Origin of the sequence: Rubellimicrobium mesophilum DSM 19309 (assembly GCF_000600335.2) — a bacterium.
GTDB lineage: Bacteria > Pseudomonadota > Alphaproteobacteria > Rhodobacterales > Rhodobacteraceae > Rubellimicrobium > Rubellimicrobium mesophilum.
The window spans coordinates 1-5,550 of sequence record NZ_KK088527.1 but is presented as its reverse complement, the minus strand read 5'-3'; the positions used below and the strand labels follow the sequence as shown (position 1 = coordinate 5,550).

The window sequence follows — 5,550 nt, the reverse complement described above, 5'->3', positions numbered from 1 at the left end:
GCACCCCCTTCGGCGGCCACGAGGGGCGCGGCCTCGGGCGCGGGGGCCGGGGCGGCGGCAGGGGTCGCCTCGGCCGGAGCCAGCGGGGCCAGCAGCGCGGCCTGACCGGTGATGCGGTCGGCGAAGGCCAGCACCTCGTCAGTGGTCATGGGATGGTCGGACGCGACGAGCTGGGTCGTCAGCGCCGCCACGGCGGCGACGGCCGGGACGGGCGCAGCAGCCGGGGCGGGCGCAGGGGCCAGGGCGTCGGCCGTCACGGCGACGGGGGCCAGCGCGGCGGTGGCGACGGGCGCGGCCGCGTCCGGCGCGACGATCTCGGCCGGCATGACCTCATCCGCCTCGGCGGTGGTCTGGGCGACCTCGAGGTCCTCCTCGGCGAGGCCGGGGGTCTGCGGGGCGAGCATCAGCACGTCCGAGGGCGGCGCGGCGATGCCGGCGGCGGGAATCGCGTTCACGGCGAGGCCCTGCTGCGGGACGACCTCGCCTTCCGGGTCGGCGGGGAGGACGCGCATGGGGCCCTCCTCGGCGACGACGACGGGGAGGCCCATGACCTCGCGCCAGACGAGCTTGTAGCCCCAGATGCCGACCCCGGCGACGAGGGCGAGCGAGACGAGGCCACCGGCGGCCCAGACGGCGACGCGGGCCTTGGCGAGCGGGCCGTCCTGCGCGGCGTTGTATTCGGCGAGCGCGGCGCTGGCGGCGCGGGGCGGCTGGGCGTCCTCGGGGTGGAAGGGTCCGAAGCGCTCGGCCCGGGGACCTTCGGCGCGCGGGGCCGCCTCGCGGGCGGCGCGCACGACGGGTTCCCGTCGTCCCATGCCGCCGAAGTTGGAGTTCGCGGTCCAGTCAGCCATGCCGTGCCTCATATGCTCTGCCGCGCAAGGGGCACGGGCCCCGGGCGCGCTACTGCCTCAAGGACCCGGCCGCGGCGCGCTTCAGCGCATCTCGTTGACCGGGGTCACGCCAAGGATACCGAGGCCGGAGGCGATGACAACGGCGACCGCCTGCACGAGGGCCAACTTGGCCGAGGATGTGGCCGGGTCGCCCTCCTGAAGGAATCGGAGCGAGGGGTCGTCGTTGCCCCGGTTCCAGAGCGAGTGGAAATCCGACGCCAAGTCATAGAGATAGAAGGCGATCCGGTGGGGTTCCTGCCCCTTGGCGGCGATCTCCACGAGGCGGGGCCATTCGGCGAGGGAATGGGCCACCTTGAGCTCGGATTCGTGGCCGAGGCGCGACAGTTCAGCGGCAGAAAGCGCGCCGGCGTCCACGTCGATCCCGGCCTCGCGCGCCTTGCGGAGGACCGACTGGGCGCGGGCATGGGCGTACTGGACGTAGAAGACCGGGTTGTCCTTGGACTGCTCCAGCACCTTGTCGAAGTCGAAGTCGAGCGGCGCGTCGTTCTTGCGGAAGAGCATGGCGAAGCGGGTCACGTCGGGGCCCACCTCCTCCACCACGTCGCGGAGCGTCACGAAGGTGCCCGCGCGCTTGGACATCTTCACGGGCTCCCCGTTCTTGAGGAGCTTCACGAGCTGCATGAGCTTGATCTCGACGGGCACGCGGTTGTTCGTCAGCGCCGCGACCACCGCCTTGATCCGCTTGACGTAGCCGCCGTGGTCGGCGCCGAACACGTCCACGAGGAGGTCGTAGCCCCGTTCGGTCTTGTCGAAGTGATAGGCGATGTCGGGGGCGAAGTAGGTCCAGCTCCCGTCCGACTTCTTCACCGGGCGGTCCACGTCGTCGCCGAACTGGGTCGAGCGGAACAGGGTCTGCTCGCGCGGCTCCCAGTCCTCGGGGAGCTTGCCCTTGGGGGCTCGAGGATGCCTTCGTAGATGAGGCCCTGCGAGCGGAGGCGGTCGATGGCCTGCTCGATCTTTCCGGTGCCGTAGAGGGATTTCTCGGAGGAGTAGACGTCCATCTCGACGTTGAGGAGGCGCAGGTCGATGCGGATCATCTCCATCATCGCGCCGGTGGCGAAGTCGCGGATCTCGGGGAGCCACTCGGATTCCGGCTTGTCGAGGAGGCTGTCGCCATAAGCCTCCTTGAGCGCCTCGCCCACGGGGACGAGGTAGTCGCCGGGGTAGAGGCCCTCGGCGATCTCGGGGGAGAGGCCATGCGCCTCGCGGTAGCGCTCGTAGGCCGAGCGGGCGAGGACGTTGACCTGCGCGCCGCCGTCGTTGATGTAGTATTCGCGCGTGACGTCCCAGCCGGCGAAGTCCAGCAGACGCGCGAGGGCGTCGCCGAAGACGGCGCCGCGCGTGTGGCCGACGTGCATGGGGCCGGTCGGGTTGGCGGAGACGAACTCGACGTTGACGCGTCTGCCCTGCCCCAGCGTGGCGCGGCCGTAGGCGGGGTCGGTCAGGACGGCCTTGACGACCTCCTGCCAGACGGCGGGGGCGAGGCGCAGGTTCAGGAAGCCGGGGCCGGCGGGCTCGGCGGAGGCCACGCGGGGGTCCTGCCGCAGGTGCTCGGCCAGCGCGTCGGCCAAGGCGCGGGGATTCTGGCCGGCGGGCTTGGCGAGGACCATGGCGGCGTTGGTCGCCATGTCGCCGTGGCCGGGGTCGCGGGGGGGCTCGACCGTGATGGCGTCGGTGGGGAGGCCCTCGGGGAGACGCCCTTCTCGCGAGAGCGCACCCACGGCGTCGAGGACGAGGGAGCGGATGTCGGTGAAGAGGTTCATGGTCAGGCGTGCCCCGGGTTGTTCGGCGGCAGGCCCTAGCATGGGAAAGGCCGGTTGCGGAAGGGTCGGGCGGCGCGGGCCGACACGCGCCCTTCGGCGACGGGTTCAGCCCTGGCGCAGCGGCGCGGGGACCTTGGGGGGAACGCTGAGGCGGACGAAGTCGCTGGGGTCGGCCTGGGGCCGCAGCTCGACGGCGCCAGCCACGCGGGTCGCGGTGAAGAGCACGTCGGCGGCGGCGAAGAGGCGGAAGAACATGGTCGGTATCTCCTGACGGGGGCCGGATGCCTCCCTGCGGCGGAGATAGGGGGTCGGCCGGGGGACCGATAGGTGGAGAGGTTGCAGGGCCGATATGCTGCAGGTGCAAAGGGGCGGTGGACGAACGGGAGGACGCCTTAGGCCGCCTTCGTGGCGCCTCGTGGAGGATCGGTTGTGGGGCGGGTGCCAACGCAGCATCGCGTCCGGTGCGGGAACGAAGATGGTGGGTCATCCACCCTACGGCTCTGGCTGGCGCTCGCAGGGCGCCCCGGGGGCCGCTCGATGGGGGAAAGGCGGCCTTGCCCGAATCCTTGGTGCACCTTCGCAAGCGGGCCGGCGACAAGCCGACGGCGGGATACCCTGCTATGCCACCTCCGCGAGCACTCCGTTCACGTGCGCGGGCATCATCCCGAGCCGCTTGCCGATCTCCGCGAGGGTCTCGCGCCGCGACGCGTCCATCGTCCCCGCGGATGCCGCCGCGATGGCGGCCCGCAGCACGAGGTCCTTTCCGCGCTCGGTCAGGTAGGTGGCCTGCTCCGTGGCGTTCGAGAGGACACGGCCCGGATCGCCTGCGGCCCTCGTCGCCTGCGAGATCGCGTCGGGGGACATCTCCACTCCGATCAAGCCCTGCACCGTGGTCCTGATGCCCTCGGCCAGGGTCGGGCTCGGATCGCCCTGCTCGCCGCTGGCCAAGGCCATGATCTGCGCGATCGTGGCCGAAAGGGCTTCCTCGCGCCGATGCTTCTCCAGGAGCGGATCCTGCGTGAGCACGACCTCGCTCCAGGCCCTGCCGCACGACGCGCATTCGAGTTAACGGTCGAACTCCTGCATCGGGATCAGCGGAATCCAATAGAGATGCCCCCATTTCTTTGGACGCTGCAGCTTGTAGTCGCGCTGTTGCCCGCAGCCCGGGCAGTGGAACTCGCCGGTTCCGACGACCTTCTTCCTGACGTAGCTCCCCCAGACGATCATTTGCATGTGCCTCCCGCAGAGCGGTCCCCTGAGGGTCGATCCTACAACGGTCGCCGGTTTCCCCAAAGGAAATTCCGAATCGGACCTTTTTCGGCGCGGTGATTCAACCGCCCCTGAGCGCCCGCGTCCGGTCGACCATGTCGCTCCCCAGCAGCCTCTGATGCGTCTCGATGGCGAACCGATCCGTCATCCCCGCGATGTAGTCCGCGACGATGCGGGCGAGCGCGGTCTCGTCGGCGGCCTCGGCCACGTCCTTGCGCCATTGCTTCGGCAGCTCGGACGGGTTCGCCATGAACAGCGGGAAGAGGTCGCGGACGACGCCCGTCACCTCGCGGCGCATCTCGACCACCTTGGGGGCGCGATACATCCGGTGGAACAGGAAGGTACGGATGACCTTCAGGTCCTCCCAGAGGTCGGGGGAGAAGCGGATCATCATGCGGCCGGCGGTGCGGATGTCCTCGACGCTGCGCGGGTCGGCCTCGGCGAGGGTGCGGCGGGCGAGGACGATCACGTCCTCCACGAGGACGCCGAAGAAGCGGCGGAGCGCCTCGTGGCGGCGGCGGTAGTAGTTGAGGCCCGGATACTTGCGGTCCACCTCGCCGAAGTTGTCGCGGAGGACCGGAAGCTCGGCCAGCTCGTCGGTGGAGAAGAGCTCGGCGCGCAGCCCGTCGTGCAGGTCGTGGTGGGAATAGGCGATGTCGTCGGAGAGAGCGGCGACCTGGGCCTCGGCGGAGGCGTGGGTCTCGAGGCGGAGGTCCTGGATGGCGTTGTAGTGCTCCAGGGCATAGGGCGCGGGGCGCGGGACGGGGCCGTTGTGCTTGGCGATGCCCTCCAAGGTCTCCCATGTCAGGTTGAGGCCGTCCCATTCGGCGTAGTGCCGTTCGAGCGAGGTGACGATGCGGATGGCTTGGGCGTTGTGGTCGAAGCCGCCGTAGGGGAGCATCAGCTCGTTGAGCGCCTCCTCGCCGGTGTGGCCGAAGGGCGGGTGGCCGAGGTCGTGGGCGAGCGCGACGGCCTCGGTGAGCTCGGTGTTGAGGCCGAGGGCGGCGGAGACGGTGCGGGCGACCTGCGCCACCTCGATGGAATGGGTCAGGCGGGTGCGGAAGTAGTCGCCCTCGTGCTCGATGAAGACCTGGGTCTTGTGCTTGAGGCGGCGGAAGGCCGAGGCGTGGATGATGCGGTCGCGGTCCCGCTGGAAGGGGGTGCGGAAGTGGCTCTCCTCCTCCGGGTGGAGGCGGCCGCGGCTCTCGGTCGGAAGGCAGGCGTAGGGGGCGTGCATACGGTGTCCCAAGGGTTTCAGGGTCGATCCTACAGCGGAACGGGGGAAATGACAGGGCGGGCGGAGCCTGGCCGGGGCAGGTCCTGACGCAGGGGGCGCGTTGACGGCCCTGGGCGTTCCGCTACCCTGATCCTCGACCTTCGAGCCCGAGATGTCCGACAACAGCGATTCCCCCTTCCGCGCGTCGGACGTTCCGGCGGGGCCTTCCGGCGAGACGGGCCCCGGGATCGGGGGACCGCCCGATGCGTCGGCTCCGTCCCAGCCTTCGCTGAGGGAGGCCGCGCGCGCGCTCGGCTCGGCGCTGCGGCGCGAGGGGGCGGCCAAGGCGCGGGCGGCGGGGTCGGGGATCGCGGGCGGGGCCTCGTCGGCC

The 5,550-nt window shown here is 70.9% G+C and carries 6 protein-coding genes and 1 pseudogene; 1 reads left to right on the top strand and 6 read right to left on the bottom strand.

Features of this window, described 5'->3' with window-relative positions:
• From RUMESO_RS02040 to RUMESO_RS02025, 6 genes and pseudogenes are all read right to left on the bottom strand, one after another.
• Positions 1 to 851, bottom strand: an 851-nt coding sequence (locus RUMESO_RS02040; RefSeq protein WP_051520924.1) for a hypothetical protein, incomplete at its 3' end; no start/stop codon positions are given.
• Between the two features lie 81 nt (positions 852 to 932).
• Positions 933 to 2,674: pseudogene (gene argS, locus RUMESO_RS02035) on the bottom strand (arginine--tRNA ligase).
• Between the two features lie 105 nt (positions 2,675 to 2,779).
• Positions 2,780 to 2,929, bottom strand: coding sequence for a hypothetical protein (locus RUMESO_RS24830; protein WP_156362614.1), 150 nt, complete (start codon positions 2,927 to 2,929; stop codon positions 2,780 to 2,782).
• Between the two features lie 363 nt (positions 2,930 to 3,292).
• On the bottom strand, positions 3,293 to 3,700 hold the full coding sequence (locus tag RUMESO_RS02030; protein ID WP_037277694.1) for a hypothetical protein: 408 nt from the start codon (positions 3,698 to 3,700) through the stop codon (positions 3,293 to 3,295).
• A 39-nt stretch (positions 3,701 to 3,739) separates the two neighbouring features.
• Entirely contained in the window at positions 3,740 to 3,907 is a 168-nt protein-coding gene (locus tag RUMESO_RS24825; RefSeq protein WP_156362612.1) for a hypothetical protein, read from the bottom strand.
• Between the two features lie 97 nt (positions 3,908 to 4,004).
• On the bottom strand, positions 4,005 to 5,180 hold the full coding sequence (locus tag RUMESO_RS02025; protein ID WP_037277691.1) for a deoxyguanosinetriphosphate triphosphohydrolase: 1,176 nt from the start codon (positions 5,178 to 5,180) through the stop codon (positions 4,005 to 4,007).
• A 151-nt stretch (positions 5,181 to 5,331) separates the two neighbouring features.
• Between RUMESO_RS02025 and RUMESO_RS26015 the strand changes: the two genes are divergently transcribed.
• Positions 5,332 to 5,550: hypothetical protein (locus tag RUMESO_RS26015; protein ID WP_037277689.1), on the top strand; the 219-nt coding region annotated here is incomplete at its 3' end.

Excerpts from the sequence above, each read along its gene's own strand:
- RUMESO_RS24830 (WP_156362614.1), bottom strand. The coding sequence starts at position 2,929 with ATGTTCTTCCGCCTCTTCGCCGCCGCCGACGTGCTCTTCACCGCGACC.
- RUMESO_RS24825 (WP_156362612.1), bottom strand. The coding sequence starts at position 3,907 with ATGCAAATGATCGTCTGGGGGAGCTACGTCAGGAAGAAGGTCGTCGGA.
- RUMESO_RS02025 (WP_037277691.1), bottom strand. The coding sequence starts at position 5,180 with ATGCACGCCCCCTACGCCTGCCTTCCGACCGAGAGCCGCGGCCGCCTC.